The organism is Mycobacterium sp. NGS50 (genome assembly GCF_059812545.1).
In genome coordinates this window covers 63,169-79,169 of sequence record NZ_JCALCW010000011.1, presented here as the reverse complement: position 1 = coordinate 79,169, position 16,001 = coordinate 63,169, and the positions used below count along the sequence as shown (strand labels likewise).

The following is a 16,001-nucleotide window of genomic DNA, read 5'->3' as shown; positions in this document are numbered from 1 at the left end:
GTGTCGCGGGCCCGGCGACGGTCCACCAGCCTTGGCTAGGCCAGAGCCAAAAACAGCTTCTCCAATTCCGCCTCGGTCAACGGCGCCCCGCCGGACGCATTGCTGCCGCTGAGGCAGTCACGAAGCCCACAGGCAACGATCTTGAAACCCGCCCGGTCCAACGCGCGTGACACCGCCGCCAACTGGGTCACCACCTCTTTACAGTCGCGCCCCTGCTCGATCATCGCGATCACCCCGGCGAGTTGCCCCTGGGCGCGTCGTAGCCGATTCAGCACAGCGGTGATGTTCTCTTCGTCGCCGACCACCTGATTGCTCCCTCCGTCGCTTTCCCCTCCATGCTACCCCAGGGGGTATAAGCGGTGCCGGTTGCATACCCATACCCGTATAGGTATATTGCGGGTAGAAGGCTGGCCGTGCCGGAGCTGCTACCAGAGAGGGAAATGATGTCCATTGCCATCAGCACATCGATTGATGCCGCGAAGAACGACTTCGATACCGTCGTTGCCCGAACGCGGGAAATACTGAAAGACAACGGATTCGGAATACTGACTGAAATCGATGTGCAAGCGACGCTGAAAGAGAAACTGGGCGAGTCGATGGAGCGCTACCTGATTCTCGGTGCCTGCAATCCGCCGCTGGCTCACCGAGCGGTGTCGGCCCACAAGCAGATCGGGCTGTTGATGCCCTGCAATGTGGTGGTCCGCGAGGATGCCGAAAACCCGGCTACGGTGCACGTCGAGGCGATGAACCCACAGTTGATGGTGCAGGTCGTCGACGATCCGGAGCTGGCGCCGGTCGCCGATCAAGCCGCGCGGCAACTGCGGACCGCGATCAGCACCCTGGCCGAGGACTTGCAATGAGCACCGTCGACCTCTACCTCGATCCCATCTGCCCGTTTGCCTGGGTGACGTCACGGTGGTTGCTGGGTGCGGCGAAGGCAACCGGACGTGACGTCACCTTGCGGCAGATGAGCCTTGCCGTGCTCAACGAGGGACGCGAGATGTCCCCCGCGCAGCAGGCCAAACTCGAGCGCTCACGACGTGTCGGTCGCGTTTTCGCAGCCGCCGCGGCCGCCGGAGGCCCCGGAGCCTTCACCGGGCTTTACGACGCCCTGGGCGCCCAGATGCACACCGGTGCCCGGGAATTGACCGACGACGTGGTCAAAGAAGCTCTGGCGTCGTGCGGCGTGGACCTCGGCTTGGCCGACGCGCTCGATGACCCCAGCTGGGATGACGACGTGCGCGCGTCGCACCAACGCAGCCAAGACCTGCTCGGCGGCGAGGGCGGCAGCCCCATCCTGGTCGTCGACGACACCGGATTCTTCGGGCCGGTACTGACGAGCCTCCCGGCGCCCGACGCCGGAGCCGCGTTGCTGGATGCGGTGGTGACCGCGGCATCAACGCCGGGGTTCGCGGTCCTGCAACGCCCCTACCAGGGTCCGCCGTCGATGGCCGGCACCGGGCACCGCTGATGCGCCAGCGCTTTTAGTCACGTGCCCGGCTCGCGCCGTCAGCTGCTTGACCGCACATCGTCGGGAAACCCCACAGGTAAGGGAAGATTCGGATGCTCAACGTTCTAAAGCGGGTTTGGGTGCCGCTGGTGGTGATCACCGCTGTTGTGCTGGGTGGTCTCGGCGTAGAACGTCTGCGCGGCGAGTTCGGCTCCGACGAGATCTACAACTGGACCGGCAGCGGTTCGACGCCGATCGACTCGATCAACACCAAGCACGTCACCTACGAGGTGTTCGGGTCCAGCACTGCGGTCGGCGCGGTGAGCTTCTTGACTGCGGACACCGAACCGGTGCACGCGAACTTCGCCGGCTTGCCGTGGATCTACCAGATGACGACGACGCAGCCGGCCGTCGTCGCCAACGTCGTGGCGCAGGGCGACGGAGACCAGATCGGCTGCCGAATCACCATAAACGGCACGGTCAAGGACGAACAGTTCTCGAACGAACACCGCGCGCAGGTGTTCTGTCTGGTGAAAGCCGCATGACCGCCCCGCCGGCGAGCCGTCCGCCGTTCATGCGGGCCGTTCGGAAGTTGGCCTGGCCGATCATTCTTGGCTGGCTGCTGCTGACCATCGGCGTCAATGTTCTGGTACCGCCGATCGAATCGGTGGCGCGAACGCATGCGGTCACGATGTCACCACAGGATGCACCGGCGATGATCGCCGCCAAAAAGATCGGCCAGAAGTTCGGCGAATCCGATTCCGACAGCGTGGCCATGCTGGTTCTGGAAGGCGATAGCGAACTCGGCGAGGATGCGCGCAGCTATTACACCGGCCTGGTGCAACGGTTGGCGGCCGACCCGAAACATGTCCAACACATTCAGGACTTGTGGGGAGACCCGATCACCGCGGCGGGCGTCCAAAGCACGGACGGCAAAGCCGCTTACGCGCAGATCAATATCGCCGGTGACCAGGGCAGCACCCTGGGTAACGAGTCGATCGAGGCGGTCCGCAAGAGTATCGCCGCCGTGCCACCGCCCGTCGGCGTCCGTGCCTACCTGACCGGGCCGGCCGCGTTGACCACCGACATGACCGAGGCCGCGGACAAAAGCATGTTCACCATGATGGGGGTGACCGGTGTGGTCATCGTGATCATGCTCGCGCTGGTCTATCGCTCGGTCAGCACCGTGCTGCTCATCCTGGTGATGGTCGGGTTCGAGATGGGCACAGCCCGTGGCGTCGTCGCATTGCTCGGCAACTACGGCCTTCTCGGGTTCTCCACCTTCGTGGTCGCCATGTTGTCGTCGTTGGCGATCGCCGCGGGAACCGACTACGCGATCTTCCTCGTCGGGCGCTACCACGAGGCCCGCCGCAGCGGCGAAGACCGGGAGACGGCCTGGTACACGATGTTCCGCGGCACCTATCACGTGATTCTGGGGTCCGGACTCACGATTGCCGGGGCATCGTTGTGCCTGCATTTCGCACGGCTGGCGTACTTCAAGGCGCTGGGGATTCCATCGGCGCTAGGGCTGTTGGTGGTCATCGCCGGCGCGCTGACCGCGGGCCCGGCGGTTGTTGCGGTCGCCGGCAGGTTCGGCCTGCTGGATCCGAGGGGAGTGGCCACCACCCGCAGCTGGCGGCGCATAGGAACCGCAACTGTGCGCTGGCCCGGGCCGATCTTCGTGGCCGCCTTGCTGCTGGTCCTGGTCGGCCTGCTGGTGGTGCCGGGAATGAAGATCAGCTATAACGACCGCTACTACATCCCCGCCAACCTGCCTTCAAACGTCGGATACGACGCCGCGGAACGCCATTTCAGTGCCGCCAGAATGAATCCCGATATCCTCATGGTCGAAGCCGACCGCGATATGCGCAATCCGGGCGACATGATCATCTTGGACCGGATCGCAAAAGAGATCTTTGCCACCCGAGGGGTTGAGCGGGTGCAGAGCATCACCCGGCCGCTGGGCAGCCCGATCGACCACTCGTCGATCCCGTTCCAGCTCAGCATGCAGGCGATCCCCATCCAGGAGAACCTGCAGTTCATGCGGGGCCGGATGGCCGACATGCTCACGATGAGCGACGACTTGGGCGCCGTGATCAGCTCGATACAACGGTTGAAGGGGCTGGTTGGGCAGATGGCCGGCACCACCGGTGAGATGGGGAATCACCTCACCGAGGTCAAAGCCACTCTAGATGAGATCCGGGACCATATCGCTGATTTCGACGATGTGGTGCGGCCGATTCGCAACTACTTCTACTGGGAGCAACATTGCGTCGACATCCCGGCCTGTGCAGCCATCCGGTCTGTATTCGATGCCTACGACGGTATCGACAAGTTCAGCGCTGACATGGCGCCGCTGCTCAACGACGTCGATGACCTCAATGCGGTGCTGCCGCAGATTACCGTCCAGTTCGACCCCATCATCGCCGTTGCAAAGTCGATGCAGGGCAGCCTGCGCACGATGCACAGCAGCTTTTCCGGGCTGGTGACCCAGATGTCGCGGATGACCGACACGGCCAGTGCGATGGGCCGCGCGTTCGACTCCGCCAAAGCCGGCGATTACTTCTACCTGCCGCCGGAAGCCTTCGATAACCCGGACTTCCAGAAGGGACTGAAGCTCTTCTTGTCCCCGGACGGCAAGGCTGCGCGGTTCATCATCACCCACGACACGGATCCGGCGACACCCAAGGGCATCTCGGCGGTCATGCCCGAACTGGAAGCCGCACACGACGCGGTGAAGGGAACATCGCTGACCGACGCCAGGTTCTACCTCGCCGGTACGGCGGCGGTGTACAACGACATCCAAACCGGCTCGAAGTACGACATTCTGATCGTCGGGGTGGCGGCGGTTGCATTGATCTTTGCGGTCATGCTGATCATCACCCGGGCGCTGGTGGCCTCACTGGTGATCGTGGGCACGGTACTGCTATCGCTGGGCGCCGCATTCGGGCTGACAGTCCTAGTGTGGCAACACATTCTGGGTCTGGACCTGAACTGGATTGCGCCGGTGTTCGGGGTGATCATCCTGCTGGCAGTCGGCTCCGACTACAACCTGCTGCTGGTGTCCCGTTTTCAAGAGGAGATCAGCGCCGGACACAAGACGGGCATCATTCGCTCGATGGGCAGCACCGGTGGCGTGGTCACCGCGGCAGGCTTGGTATTCGCGTTCACCATGATGTCCATGGTTGCCAGTGACCTGCACTCCATCGGCCAGGCAGGTAGCACGATCGGTCTCGGGCTGCTGTTCGACACCCTGATCGTGCGCTCCCTTTTGACCCCGTCAGCGGCCGCCTTGCTCGGCGTCTGGTTCTGGTGGCCGCTGAATGCTCGGCGTCGTCGGCCATCGCGGCCTGCCCGTTCCTTGCCGGCCACCGTTCCGGATCAGGTCGAGCTGCCGTTGGCGCAACGGTAAGCCCCTATACTGCGGTCCGTGGGCGTTCTGCTGGGTTTCGCACCCTGGGCGATGTACTGGGTGCTGGTCGGAAATGTGCCGTCGGTGGTCGCAGCGGCACTGGCGTTGGCGGCGGCGATCGAGGTCACGGTCAGCGGCCGCGGGCCCTCGGCGCGAGTCCTGGGAATCGGGGCTATCGCCACGTTTGCGGCGCTGACGCTGCTGCCCCTGGTGTTCAGCGACGCACAGCAGTGGGTGCTGCCGGTGAGCTTCGCGGGGCTGTTCGCGGTGCTGCTGACCAGCGTGGTGATCGGTAAGCCGGTAGCGGAGGCCGTTGCGAAGGCGGATCTGCCCGCTGCGGTGGTGCAGACCGAGTTGTTCGCACCGGTGGTGAACCGGCTGAACTGGATCTGGCTGGGTGCGCTGACGGCGATGACGGTGTCGGCGCTGGTTCCGCCGATCGCGCTGTCCGAGGCCACCCTGCACAACACCGACTGTCCGTTGACCTACCTGTGCTACTGGGTGATCCCGTTCGCGATCCTGGCGGTGGTGGCGGTCGTGTCGCGCACCCTTCCGCAGCGGATGACGGCCGGCTTCGACGACGCAGTGCGCAAGACCAGCTTCGTGGCGTTTGTCGATATGGAGATCGACCAGCTCTACTACCTGGCTCAGGAACACGCCAACCGAGAAGTCGGCCCGGGGCAGGAGGCCTACAACGTCACCGTCGGCGCGAAGGGAACCCCGCTGCTGGGCGACGACACCAGGGTGTCGTGGCCGTCCACCTTTAAGGTGCGGCAACGCCGTCGCTGACCCTTCGCCGAGTGTCGGGTTGTGTCACGCGATCGGGCCGAACGCGTGCATAAAGTCGACACTCGGCGCGGTCACAACGTCTAGTTGTTCTGGCCTGCGCCACCCGGGGTACCGGCGGTGCCATCGGGCCCGCCTGCGGTGCCAGCCTCGCCGTCGCCGCCGGTCGCACCGGGACTGCCGGTGCCACCGGTCCCGCCGGTGCCCCCGGCGCCGTCGCCGTTCGGGCCGACCAGACCACCCGCGCCGCCCGCGCCACCGGTTCCGCCGGTTCCGCTCGTGCTGGTGCCGACGCCGATACCGCCGGTGCCACCGGTTCCGCCCACGCCGCCGATCACGCCGGCACCATCGGCATCACCACCGGCGCCGCCTTCGCCGCCGGCACCACCGTGGCCAAAGGCGATCGTGGTGTTCGGATTCCCCTCGTGGTTGCCGGCACCGCCGCCGCCACCACCACCGCCACCACCACCTTGGCCGCCGTTGGTCCCAGTGCCGCCGGAACCGCCGGAGCCACCGGTGCCGCCGACACCCGGAACGACGGAGTTGGGGTAGGTGCCGCCCGTACCACCGGCACCGCCGTCACCGCCGGTGCCGTTGACGCCGCCGGTGCCACCGTTACCGCCGGCGCCACCGTTGCCCAAGTTGGTGTCGCTGATGTTCGATGCGGCGGAGGTACCGCCGCCGTTGCCGCCGTTGCCGCCGCCGCCACCGTTGCCGCCCTCACCGGCCCCATTACCACCGGCGCCGCCCTGGCCGCCGTCGTGGCCAATGATGTTGGTGGCATTGCCGGTTCCACCGAAGATGCCGCCGCCGGCGCCGCCGGCGCCGCCGTGCCCGCCGTCGCCGAGCGTGGTGGCGTTGCCGCCAGCACCTCCGTCGCCGCCTTCCTGCCCGATCGACACCACCGTGTACACCCGCTGCCCATCGACGATCTTGAGCGTGACCCGGCTGGATGCACCGTCGCCGCCCTTGCCGCCGTCGCCGCCGTCGGCGCGGTCACTGCCGGCGGCCCCAGCTTGGCCGTCGGCGGCCTGCTGGCCGTTCTCTCCGGTGCCCCCGTGCCCGGCGGTGCCCGCCGCGCCACCGTGCTGGCCGGCGTCGCCGCCGTTGCCGCCGTTACCGGCGGGGCCGTCGATCATGTTGGTGATCGAAGGCCCGCCGGCACCGTTGCCGCCGTCGCCGCCGTTACCGGCGTTGCCGCCGTTTCCGGCGTTGCCGCCGAGACCGCCGGCGCCGTGGGTCGCGTCGCCGCCGTTACCACCGACACCGCCGGCGCCGCCGTTGCCGCCGTCGCCGCCGTCTTCACCGTTGCCGTTGGACCCCGCCGCTGCAGAGGCGCCGTTGCCGCCGTTGACAGTGCCGCCGTCGCCGCCGTTACCACCGTTACCGGCATCGCCGGATTCGGTGCCACCGGCGCCGCCGCTGCCACCATTGCCGCCGGTACCGCCGTCGACACCATCGCCGCCGGTCCCGGACGCGCCATTACCACCGGCCCCACCGGCGCCACCGGTACCGATCCGGCCGGCGTTGCCACCGTCACCGCCGGTGCCGCCGGCTTGCGCGGTCACGCTGCCATCGGAGTTGGTGACGAGCAGGCCGTCCAAGCCCGCACCGCCCGCGCCACCGTCACCGCCGTCGGTGGCGTCCGCGCCATCGGCGCCGTCAGCGGCGGTGCTGCCATCTCCGTTGGTGCCACCGGCACCTCCAGATCCGGCCGTGCCGCGGTCACCGCCGTTGCCGCCATCGCCGCCAGCGACCGACCCGGTACCGCCGGCACCACCGTCACCGGCATTGCCCGCGTTGCCGCCGGCGCCACCAACGCCGCCGCTCCCATCGGGATCGGTCGCGTTGCCGCCGTTGCCGGCCGTGCCGCCGTTACCGCCGTCGCCGGCATCCCCACCGGCGCCACCGGTACCGTGCGTCGCCGTACCACCCGTGCCGCCATCACCGGCCACACCGCCGTTACCGCCGGCGCCGCCGGTACCGCCGCTGGGGCCATCGGAGCCGGCACCGCCGTCACCACCGTCACCCGCGTCACCACCCTGGCCGCCGATTCCGCCGTCACCCGAGGTGGTGCCGCCGGCACCACCCGTGCCGCCCGCACCACCGGCCCCGCCGTCGGTGCCGGCGGTTCCATTGCCGTCAGCCTCGGTGCCGCCGTCGACACCATCGGCTCCGGTGCCGCCGTTGCCACCGGCACCGCCGTTGCCGTTCGACGCGGCGTCGCCGCCCGCGCCACCGGCACCACCTGCCTGCGCGACCGGAACCCCACCGATGTCGACCACCTGACCGTTGCCGCCGTTGCCGCCAGTACCCCCATCGGCGTTGGCGCCGTCGGCGGCGCCGGTACCGCTAGCGCCGGCGTTGCCACCCCCGGCCGTACTCCCGCCGTTGCCCGCAGTCCCTGCGCTGCCGCCGTCGGCTCCATGGCCACCGGCGCCACCGCTGCCGGCGACGGCTTCCCCGCCGCCGCCGGCGCCATCACCACCGCTTCCCGCGGTACCCGCCGCGCCGCCGGCACCGGCGTTCCCGCCGTCACCGCCGTTGCCGGTGGTTGCCGAGCCGCCCTGGCCGCCGACGCCGCCGGAACCACCAGCCCCGGCGTCGCCACCGCTTCCACCGGACTGTCCACTGTCCGGTGCGGCGTCGGCGCCGTCGCCACCGTTGCCGCCGGCCCCGCCGATCCCGGCGTTGCCGCCCGCGCCACCGTCGCCCGATGTGCTGCCGCCGGCGCCACCCGCTCCGCCGTTGCCGCCGGTGCCGCCGGCCAAACCGGGTGTGCCGTCTCCGGTCACCGGGTCGGTGCTGCCTGGGGTGCCGTCCGCGCCGGCGCCACCATTGCCGCCGGCCCCGCCGTTGCCTTCCGCGCCGGCGGCACCACCGGCACCGCCATCGGCGCCGGACTGAGCCACCTGCACACCGCCGATGGTGATCACCTGGCCGCCGCTGCCGTCACCGCCTCGGCCACCGTTGCCGCCGGTCCCGGCCGCGCCGTTCGCACCGTCGGCAGACCGGGTGGAGCCGTCCCCGCTCAAGCCGCCCTGGCCGCCACTGCCGGCGGTTCCGCGGTCACCACCCTGGCCGCCGTCACCACCCTTGCCCCCGACGATCTCGGTGAGACTGTTGGCGCCGTTGCCGCCGTTGCCGCCATTGCCCGCGTTGCCCGCCGCACCACCGTCGCCGCCGACGCCGCCCGCACCATCGTTGCCGGAAGTGCCATGTGCGGCGGTGCCACCAACACCGCCGTTGCCTCCGGCTCCACCGACAGCGCCGTCGCCGCCGTTGGTGCCGTCAGTACCGGTCTCTCCGTCTGCGCCGCTGTCCGGAACAGCGTTAGCACCCGCCGTGCCGTCCACGCCGTGGCCGCCGGCTCCACCGGATCCGCCGGCACCGCCGACACCGCCATCACCCCCGTTGCCGGAGATCGCGCCGCCGGCACCGCCGGCTCCGCCGGTGCCACCGGCACTGCCCGCGGTACCGTTCGTGCCCAGATTCGCGTCGTCGGTGACGCCCGCGACGCCGTCGGCACCCTTGCCGCCGTTTCCACCGTTTCCACCGTTACCGACGGCGCCACCGTTACCGCCGGCACCGCCGTTGCCGCCCACCAGCCCGGTAGTGCTGGCGGCGTATCCCGCGCCGCCGTCGCCACCGTTGCCGCCACTGGTGGCCATGTGACCGGCCGGCCCGTCGAGGCCATCGACACCGGGTTTGGCGTTGGTGTCGTTGGGATAGGCCGCCCCGCCTAGGCCGCCTTTGCCGCCGGCACCGACCTGAGCGCCCGGGTCGCCACCGTTACCGCCCGCGCCGCCGTCGGGATTGGCCGCGTTGCCAGCCGCACCGTGCCCGCCGTCACCGCCCACGCCGGTGTCGCCGCCGGCCCCGCCGTTGCCTCCGTTGCCGCCGCGGCCGATGTCCTCGCCGGCGTCCCCGCCGCGACCACCGTTGCCGCCGGCCCCGCCGATGCCGCCGTTTCCGCCGGCCCCGCCGTTACCGCCGGCCACCGCCGGATCCGTGGAACTCCAGCCGACCCCGCCAGCCCCACCGGAACCCGCCGATCCGCCCTGGCCGCCATGCCCGCCGTTGCTCAAGAACCAGCCGGCGTCTCCGCCGTCCCCGCCGCGGCCACCGGCACCGCCGTCACCGCCCACACCGCCGTCGGGACTGCCCTGAACGCCGGCCGTTCCAGTCGTCCCGGAGCCGCCGGCGCCACCGTTGCCGCCGAGGCCGCCGTCGCCGTAGTTGGTGGAATTGCCGCCCGCGCCACCGTTGCCGCCCGCAGCGCCGCTGGCCACCACCGCGTCCCCGCCGACGCCACCGGCGCCGCCGGCGCCAAAGGCGCCCTGCCCGACGCCGCCGACACCACCGGCGCCCCCGGCCCCGCCATTGATATCCAGATCACCGGCACCGCCGGCTCCGCCGGCACCGCCGTTACCGAACAAGGTGGCACCCATCCCGCCTGCGCCACCATCGGCCCCGGCCCCGCCGTCACCGCCGGCCCCGCCGTTGCCGAACCAGCCCACCGCGTCGCCACCGGCGCCGCCGTTCACCCCGGCCTGATCGGAGTCCCAGCCGGCCCCGCCGTCACCGAACCACAACCCGCCCGCACCACCATCGGGGTTGGCCTCGGTGCCGTCGACACCGTTGCCGATCAGCAGCTGGCCATTGCCGAACCAATCGTTGATGTAGCCGTCGATTGTCTGGCCGAGATCACTGGCAATCCAGGCTTGCATGCTGTCATGCAGCGGCTCGTAGATCACCTGCTCAAACCAGGCGCCACCAAACAGCGACAGATCCTCACCAGCCAGTGCCGGTGCCGCCGGGCTCAGACCCCAATCAGCCAGATCAACCGACGATCCGCCCCAGGTGCCCGGGTCGAACAGGTTGAAGGCCTCGCTGAGCCCGCCGTCGTCGGACGGCGCCCACGCCGCGGGGTCGAACAGTTCCATGATCCAGTCGAACTCATCAGCCTGCGCCGGAGGTGCCGCTGCCAGCGGCGCCAAGCCGAACGACAGAAAGGCTGCCACCGAGGCGGCGGCACCGATAGCGCGGTCCCGCCGACGCGTCCGGCCCGACTTGCCAATACTGCGACTGCGACGAATTTCGACCATGAGCGTGAGCCTTCCTTAATATGGAGGTAACAAACTCTCAGTGAAGACTTACGTTAGCGTCAATCGACGCATCTGTCCCACATTTGGGACACAGATTTGACGGGAATGTAAATCCGGGCAGGACGGCCTGGCGCGCTGTGGCCGGTGTGGCCGCTAGGAGAACGCGTCAGTGGGCGCTCAGAAGGCGTCTTCGGACAGCTCCATGATCGCGCGGTCGACGTCCTCGGCGATCCGTCGCTCGGCGCTCAGTCGGGGCAGCACGTTCTTGGCGAAGAATGTCGCCGCGGCGACCTTGCCCTGATAGAAGGCGGCGTCGGCGGGTTGGGTCTCCAGCGCGGCCAACGCGATCTGGGCGTTGCGCACCAGCAGCCATCCGATCAGCAGGTCACCGACCGACAGCAGGAACGGCACCGACTGCAGGCCCACCCGGTAGAGCTCGTGGGTGTTGTCCTGTGCACCGAACAGGTAGCCGGTCAGCGAGGCGACCATCGCCCGCACGTCGCCCAGTGCGGCGGCCAGAGCCGCACGGGCCTCGGCCAGCTCGGGGCGCTCATCACCATCCAGGGTCTTCTCGATCTGGGCCACCAGATGCTGCAGCGCGACCCCGCGGTCGCGGGCGATCTTGCGGAAGAAGAAGTCCTGCGCCTGAATCGCGGTGGTGCCCTCATACAGCGAGTCGATCTTGGCGTCGCGGATATATTGCTCCATCGGGTAGTCCTGCAGGAAGCCCGAGCCGCCCAGGGTCTGCAGCGACTCGGTCAGATACTGGTAAACCCGTTCAGAACCAACGCCTTTGACGATCGGCAGCAGCAGATCGTTGACGCGGGCGGCCAGGTCGGCGTCGGCACCGGAGATCACCGCCGCCACCTGCGGGTCGTGGTGCGCCGCGGTGTACAGGTACAGCGAACGCAGCCCCTCCGCGTAGGCCTTCTGCGTCATCAGTGCCCGGCGCACGTCGGGGTGGTGGATGATGGTCACCCGCGGCGCGGACTTGTCGGTCATCTGGGTCAGATCCGCGCCCTGCACCCGGGTCTTGGCGTAGTCCAGCGCATTTAGGTATCCGGTCGACAGGGTGGCAATCGCCTTGGTGCCCACCATCATCCGGGCGTACTCGATGACGTTGAACATCTGCGCGATGCCGTTGTGACTGTCCCCGACCAGCCATCCCTTGGCGGGGACACCGTGCTGGCCGAAGGTCAGCTCACAGGTCGCCGACGCCTTGAGGCCCATCTTGTGCTCCAGCCCGGTGACGAATGCGCCGTTGCGTTCTCCGGGTTCACCGGTCTGGGGGTCGGGCAGATACTTGGGCACCAGGAACAGGCTCAGCCCCTTGGTGCCGGGGCCGGCGCCCTCCGGGCGGGCCAACACCATGTGCATGATGTTCTCGAACATGTCGTCGGTGTCGCCGTTGGTGATGAACCGCTTGACACCGTCGATATGCCAGCTGCCGTCGGGCTGCTCGGTGGCCTTCGTTCGGCCGGCCCCCACATCAGAACCAGCATCCGGCTCCGTCAGCACCATGGTGGCGCCCCAGTTGCGGTCGATCGCCAGCGCCGCCCAATGCCGCTGCTGCTCATTGCCGAGCCGGTAGAGGATGTCGGCGAAAACCGGACCCGCCATGTACATGAAGACCGCTGGGTTGGCGCCGAGGACGAATTCGTTGATGGCCCAGCTCAGCATCGCCGGGGCGGGCATCCCACCGACGTCGTCGGCCAGCCCGACCCGGAACCACTCCCCCTGCTGCCAGGACTGCAGCGACTTCTTGAACGCGTCGGGCAGGGTGACGACGTGCGTGTCGGGATCGAACGTCGGCGGGTGACGGTCGGCATCGGCGAAGGATTCCGCGACCGGACCCTCGGCCAGCCGCGCCGCCTCGGCCAGCATCTGGCGTACCGAGTCGACATCCAGGTCACCGAATGCACCGTCGGCCAGGCAGGCTTCCAGATCCAGCGCTTCGATCAGGTTGAATTCCAGGTCGCGCACATTGCTGCGGTAGTGGCCCATGGGCTCCGCTTCCTCCCGGTCGCACGGATAGGCCCAGAGTAACTCCGGATCACCACCCCCGACCGGGCGTTGGCCGGGCTGATACGTAACCGCTCGCGCCGACTGTGCGGTTTCGTACGGAACACGCCGGGGACCGCGGATCAATCCGCACAGTCGCGCCGTTGGGGCAACGCCTGGGGCTAGTCGCTGGCGGGCAGCGGCTTGGCCTCCTTGAGGCTCAGCGCCGTCTCCCCCACCGACAGGCTGCCCGCGCCCGCCTTGGTCACCAACACCTCTGCGCCGGCCTCGTCGACGTAGCGCTTGCCCATCACCGCGCCGTCGGCGAAGGCCGGGTTGAGTTCACCGGACCGGTCGGCGTCCATCGCCACCATCGCCACGCCGCCGCAGCACAGATCGTCGAGACTGTCGGCGGTCCTGACCACGATGACCTGGGTGTCACATACCTGACTCTGTAGCCGGGTGCCGTTTTTGATCATGGTTTCGTCCTTTGTGATTACTGCTCAACCGAGGCGGATGAAAGTTCGTCGACCAGTTCGCGGCGCAGCACCTTACCGGTGGCGTTGGTGGGCAGTTCGTCCCGGAACACTACCCGGTCGGGGGTGCGGGAGCCGCGAAGATTCGCCCGGACATGCTCGCGCAGCGCCTCCGGATCGGCGTCGACGCCGGGCGCCGCAACCACCACCGCCACGATCGCCTGACCCCACTGCGAATCTTCGATGCCGACGACGGCGACGTCGCGCACATCGGGATGCTCGATCAGCACGTCTTCGATCTCGGCGGGGGCGATGTTCTCCCCGCCCCGGATGATGGTGTCGTCGGAGCGCCCGCCGATGAACAGGTAGCGGTCGGCGTCAAGCATGGCGATGTCGCGGGTGGGAAACCAGCCGTCGGCGTCGAGTACCGAACCGATCCCGGTGTAGCGCCCGGACACCTGCTCGCCGCGGACGAACAGCTCCCCGGTTTCGCCCGGCCCCAGCACATTGCCGTCCTCACCGCGGATCTGCACCTCGACACTGGGCACCGGCTGCCCGACCGACCCCAGCCGCCGGGCGACGGCGGGATCGGGCGAAGCCAGCGCCTCGCGATGATCGTCTGGGGTCAGCACCGCGATGGTGGAACTGGTCTCGGTCAGCCCGTAGGCGTTGACGAAGCCGACATCGGGCATCAGCTCCAGCGCGCGGCGCACCAGTGGCAATCCCACCTTGGAGCCGCCGTAGGCCAGGTTGCGCAGCGCCGAGGGCGCACCCCCGTCACGCTCGAGCACGGTGACGATACGGTCCAGCATGGTGGGCACCACGGTGGCGGTGGTGACCTGTTCGGCGTTGGCCAGCCGTATCCATTCCTGCGCCTCGAAGTTGGGCAGGTAGACCATCCGACGGCCGGCGTACAGGTTCGACAGGGCCGCCCCGACCCCGGCGATGTGGTACGGGGGCACGCAGATCAGCGCCGCATCGGCCGGGCCCGCGGAGTCGAATTCGACGGTGCCGGTGATGTAGCTGGTCAGGTTGTTGTGGGTGAGTTCGACGGCCTTGGGCGCCGAGGTGGTTCCGGAGGTGAACAGCACCACCGCCACCGAATCGGGGTCGGGGAACTCTGCGGTGTTTTCGGCGGCCTCGGGCCGCTGGGCGGCGGCCAGGAATTCGTCGGAGCTCATCACCTGCGCACCCGCATCACCGACCGTCTCGGCGTAGCGGGGGTCAACGATCACCAGCGGCTCGGGCAGCCGCCCGATCAGCGTCTGGATCCCTTCGGCGGACAGCCGGTAGTTGATCGGGGTGACCGCGCGCCCGGCCCGCGCCGAGGAGAACAGCAGCAGCGGCAACATCGCGCCGCCGGCCCCGACGTAAGCGACGTGCTCGGCACCGGAGTCCGCGATGACGCCGGCCGCCCCGTCGGCGAGGTCGCTGAGCTGCTGGGTGGTCAGCCGAAGGTCTTCGGAGACGACGGCCACCCGCTCCGGGTTGCTCGACACCGCCATCTCGAGCAGCAACGAAATGCTCATCGGGCCACCTTCTGGGCATCAGCCGCCGGCAACCGGTCAGGTTGACAGTTCACGCTAGAAGTGTAAACCCTCGCCGGATGTCATTCGAAGGGCACCGGCGGCAGCTTCACCACCTGAGCGGCGTAGCTGAGGCCCGCGCCGTAGCCCAGCAGCAGGGCCACATCGCCGGGTTTGGCCGCCCCGGTCGACAACAGCTCCTCCATGGCCAGCGGAATCGAGGCCGCCGACGTGTTCCCGGTGTGCACGATGTCGTTGGCGACCACCACGTCCGGACCGAATTGCAGATTCTTGGCCAGCAGTTCGTTGATCCGGGTATTGGCCTGGTGCGGTATGAACACCTTCAGCTCTTCGGCGGACACCTTGGCGGCCTCCATCGCGCGCTGGCCGGCTTTGCCCATCTCGAACGCCGCCCAGCGGAACACCGCGGTGCCTTCCATCCGCAGATAAGGCCGCGGTCCGCTCGGGTTCTCCGAGGAGGTGATCCAGTCGATGTCCTGACGGACCGCGTTGGTCTGTTCGCCGTCGCTGCCCCACACCGTCGGACCGATGCCCTGCTCGGGGGTTTCACCGAGCACCACCGCGCCGGCGCCGTCGGCGAAGATGAAGCAGTTGCCCCGGTCGTGCATGTCAATGGTGGGTGACAGCTTCTCAGTGCCGATCACCAGGACCTTGGCGGCGGTGCCGGCCCGGATCATGTCGGCGCCCACCCCGACCGCGTAACCGAAACCGGCGCAGCCCACGTTGATGTCGAATCCGGGAATCCCGTTGGCGCCCAGCGCGGTTGCCACCATCGGCGCGGCGGGGGGCGTCTGCAGGAAATGGGTGTTGGTGGCCACGATGACGGCGTCGATGTCGGGGCCGGACAGCAGCGCGTTGGCGACGGCGCGGCGGGCGGCCTCGATGGCCATCGACGCCGCGGATTCGTCGTCGGCGGCGAACCGGCGGGTCTTGATCCCGGTGCGGGTGAAGATCCACTCGTCGGAGGAGTCGATGTTCTGGCAGATCTCGTCGTTGGTGACCACCCGTTCGGGGCGGTACGCGCCGATACTGAGTAGCCCGACCGTCCGGATGCCGGTGATCTCGGCGATGTTGGTCATCCTGTGACGGTAAGGCATGGCGACGAACTCCGGGTGATGTCCGGCACCGCCGCTCTGGGTTTGCCGACATCCCGTCGATGTTCAATCGCTTGATCACCGACGCGGTGGCATCCGATCAGGGTGAAGGCCGGCGCGACTGCGC

General features: G+C 68.7%; 11 protein-coding genes. 5 read left to right on the top strand and 6 right to left on the bottom strand.

Translation table 11 applies throughout. From position 1 onward, the window contains the following. Positions 1 to 35 precede the first annotated feature (35 nt). Positions 36 to 305 carry a metal-sensitive transcriptional regulator gene (locus AC5Y36_RS10135; RefSeq protein ID WP_500040754.1) on the bottom strand — a complete coding sequence of 90 codons (270 nt, stop codon included), beginning with the start codon at positions 303 to 305 and terminating at the stop codon, positions 36 to 38. 138 nt (positions 306 to 443) lie between these two features. Here AC5Y36_RS10135 and AC5Y36_RS10130 point away from each other — a divergent pair, with 138 nt between their 5' ends. From AC5Y36_RS10130 to AC5Y36_RS10110, 5 genes are all read left to right on the top strand, one after another. Further along, positions 444 to 860, top strand: a complete 417-nt coding sequence (locus tag AC5Y36_RS10130; protein WP_500040753.1) for a DUF302 domain-containing protein — start codon at positions 444 to 446, stop codon at positions 858 to 860. After that, entirely contained in the window at positions 857 to 1,471 is a 615-nt protein-coding gene (locus AC5Y36_RS10125; RefSeq protein WP_500040752.1) for a mycothiol-dependent nitroreductase Rv2466c family protein, read from the top strand. The genes AC5Y36_RS10130 and AC5Y36_RS10125 overlap by 4 nt, the downstream gene beginning before the upstream one ends. 92 nt (positions 1,472 to 1,563) lie before the next feature. Beyond that, complete coding sequence (locus AC5Y36_RS10120; protein WP_500040751.1) at positions 1,564 to 1,995, top strand: MmpS family transport accessory protein; 432 nt, start codon at positions 1,564 to 1,566, stop codon at positions 1,993 to 1,995. Continuing rightward, complete coding sequence (locus AC5Y36_RS10115; RefSeq protein WP_500040750.1) at positions 1,992 to 4,862, top strand: MMPL/RND family transporter; 2,871 nt, start codon at positions 1,992 to 1,994, stop codon at positions 4,860 to 4,862. Before AC5Y36_RS10120 ends, AC5Y36_RS10115 begins: the two co-directional genes overlap by 4 nt. Before the next feature lie 18 nt (positions 4,863 to 4,880). Then, positions 4,881 to 5,651: a hypothetical protein gene (locus tag AC5Y36_RS10110; RefSeq protein WP_500040749.1), complete on the top strand. Its 771-nt coding sequence runs from the start codon at positions 4,881 to 4,883 to the stop codon at positions 5,649 to 5,651. 80 nt (positions 5,652 to 5,731) lie between these two features. Here the strand turns inward: AC5Y36_RS10110 and AC5Y36_RS10105 are convergent, their stop codons facing one another. The 5 genes from AC5Y36_RS10105 to fabH form a co-directional block, all read right to left on the bottom strand. Then, positions 5,732 to 10,672: a PGRS repeat-containing protein gene (locus AC5Y36_RS10105; RefSeq protein ID WP_500040748.1), complete on the bottom strand. Its 4,941-nt coding sequence runs from the start codon at positions 10,670 to 10,672 to the stop codon at positions 5,732 to 5,734. A 261-nt stretch (positions 10,673 to 10,933) separates the two neighbouring features. After that, positions 10,934 to 12,760, bottom strand: coding sequence for an acyl-CoA dehydrogenase (locus AC5Y36_RS10100; protein WP_500040747.1), 1,827 nt, complete (start codon positions 12,758 to 12,760; stop codon positions 10,934 to 10,936). A gap of 179 nt (positions 12,761 to 12,939) precedes the next feature. Continuing rightward, positions 12,940 to 13,236 (bottom strand): hypothetical protein, encoded by a 297-nt coding sequence (locus tag AC5Y36_RS10095; RefSeq protein WP_500040746.1) that lies wholly within the window; start codon positions 13,234 to 13,236, stop codon positions 12,940 to 12,942. 17 nt (positions 13,237 to 13,253) lie between these two features. Continuing rightward, positions 13,254 to 14,762, bottom strand: coding sequence for a class I adenylate-forming enzyme family protein (locus AC5Y36_RS10090; protein WP_500040745.1), 1,509 nt, complete (start codon positions 14,760 to 14,762; stop codon positions 13,254 to 13,256). An 80-nt stretch (positions 14,763 to 14,842) separates the two neighbouring features. Beyond that, the gene (gene fabH, locus AC5Y36_RS10085; protein WP_500040744.1) at positions 14,843 to 15,859 is read right to left on the bottom strand and encodes a beta-ketoacyl-ACP synthase III; all 1,017 of its coding nucleotides are present in this window, start codon (positions 15,857 to 15,859) and stop codon (positions 14,843 to 14,845) included. Positions 15,860 to 16,001: the final 142 nt, after the last annotated feature.